At 59.9% G+C, this 2,193-nt stretch carries 2 pseudogenes; both read right to left on the bottom strand.

Features of this window, described 5'->3' with window-relative positions:
- Window positions 1-76 precede the first annotated feature (76 nt).
- Window positions 77-397 (bottom strand): annotated as a pseudogene (locus AC0L3O_RS35270) (ATP-binding protein); the annotation flags it as partial.
- A 12-nt stretch (window positions 398-409) separates the two neighbouring features.
- A pseudogene (gene istA / locus AC0L3O_RS35265) lies at window positions 410-1,920 on the bottom strand (IS21 family transposase).
- Window positions 1,921-2,193 lie beyond the last annotated feature (273 nt).

Genomic DNA, 2,193 nt, shown 5'->3' with positions numbered 1-2,193 from the left:
TTATCACAATCACAGGATCAGCAGATCCAGCTTTTTCAATAACATAGCGAGGTGTGCATTATGTCGTGGGATCGGGCGGCCCGGTGATGAGAAGACTGTGATGCTTTCTGATCCAGTCGCAGCCGGCGAGCGCCATGAACAGATTGCGATCAAGACCGCGTGCGACACGAAGGTCGGCATTCTCGATCTGTGCGTCATGGCGAAGTTTTGCAGCCCTGGCGCGGGCTTCGAAACGCTTCTGGCGGCGCATGGTAGCCTCGCGCTCGAGCAGCATGGCAAGCCATTCGCCATGCTCGAGGCCGCGTGCTTCGGATTGTGCGTCGAGCTCCTGGAAGGCGGTGGCCATGCCATGAAGGCCGAGTTCGCGCAGCATGTCGATGGTCGGATGGATGAGCATTGGTGTGTCTCCTCAATGGAAGTAATCGGGGCCACGCAGATTGGCGTGATCGACGATGGCGGTCGGTTCGGTGGAATGCCTTGCGGCCTTGTGATTGGCGATAAGCGAGGCGATGCTCTTGCAGTTCAGCCCACCGATCTCGACAGCGCGGGCTGACACGGCTTCGGCGCGATCGCGTGTGACATCGCGAAACAGGCGCAGGACACCCAGGCATGTTCGAAAGCCTTGCTCAGGATGTGGGCGGCTGGCGAGGATTGCGACAACCAAGCCTTCCGTCTCAGGGCCGACGGATGCGGCCCAGCGACGGAAACGATCCGGCGTCCACTCGGCATATCGCCGGTGGGAGCTGGGCATATGATCCGGATCAGTCCCATGACGAGGGCCGCCATAGCGGCGCTGATGGACGGCAATGCGCTTGCCGCGGTGAAAGATCTCGATTGTGCGTGCCGTTGCTCTCAGATCGACTTGCTGGCGAATGAGGCTGTGCGGCACGGAATAGAAGAAGGTCTTGAACTCGACATGGTAGTCCGTCGAGACGCGGGCCAAACGCCACTCGGCGAATTCGTAGTCTTCGCTCGGAAGGCTTGCGAGCGCAGCACGCTCGACGCTCTCAAACAGTTGCCGGCGACTGACGCCCAGCCGACGCATGACGTGATCATTGATGCGATCGAGTGCCTGGCGAATGGCAGCATTGGCCTCGGCCAGCGAGAAGAAGGTCTGGTTGCGCAGCCGCCCCAGAATGCATACTGGGCGAAACGCACGCCGTTCTCGACTTTCGATTTGTCCTTCGGCCGTCGCGGCCGTGCCGGAAGAACGCCGACGCCATAATGGGATGCCATTATGCCGTAGCTGCGATTGATCTCGGGATCGTAGAAGCTGGCGCGGCTGACGCCCGACTTCAGATTGTCGGGCACGATCAGGCGGGGAACGCCATCAAAGAAACGAAACATCCTGACGTGTGAGCCAATCCAATCAGGCAGTGTCTGGGTCCAGGTTGCTTCGGCATAGGTGAAGCTGGACGCACCCAGCACCGCCACGAAGATCTCCGCCTCACGGATCTCGCCGGTGTCTCGATCAACGATCGGGATCTTCTTGCCGGAATAGTCGACGAAGACCTTATCGCCGGCGGCGTGTTCTTGGCGCATCGTCGGCGAAAGCCGCTGTTCGAAGCTGCGAAAGAGCTCGCAGAACCGGCTATAGCCATATCCGTCGGGATGACTTCCTCGATACTCCTCCCACAAGATGAGGAGCGTGACGCCCGGCTTCTTGAGCTCGACGGCAAGATCGGCCCAGTTCGGCTCTGCGCGCCGCCGCGTGCCCTGTTTGACGCCATTGCGAGCGAAGAGTTTGTTCTCAAGCGCGTCATCGGTCAGCTCGCCTGGCAGGGGCCAGCTCAACCCGATTGCCGCTGCGCGCCGCAGATTATCCTGCACCGTACTGCGTGCTATTCCCAGCACGACCGCAATCTCGCGGGAGCTGGTCCCGCTTCCGGCAAGCCGAAGCATTTGTCTCAACTGTCTCATGGTCAGCCTTCTCTTTGCCGGCACAAAATGTCCTCGTTCATCGCGAGGTAATTGATGCCAAAGTTGCTGACCCAGGAGGTAATCTTCAGTGCCGAAAACCGGCCGGTCTTTGGTTGGAATGGTGGCCGGCTTTATACCGGAATGGTGGCCGGTGTTTGATCGGAATGGCGGCCGGCTTCACGTCGGAATCCGCACTAGGTGCGTCAAACCTGGTCGGGCTGACAGAACGGATCGCTTTCCTGCGCACGCTGGAGATCGATCCGAAATTGCAGA

Source organism: Mesorhizobium sp. WSM4810 (assembly GCF_055811235.1).
This window is presented reverse-complemented; position numbering and strand designations above follow the sequence as displayed.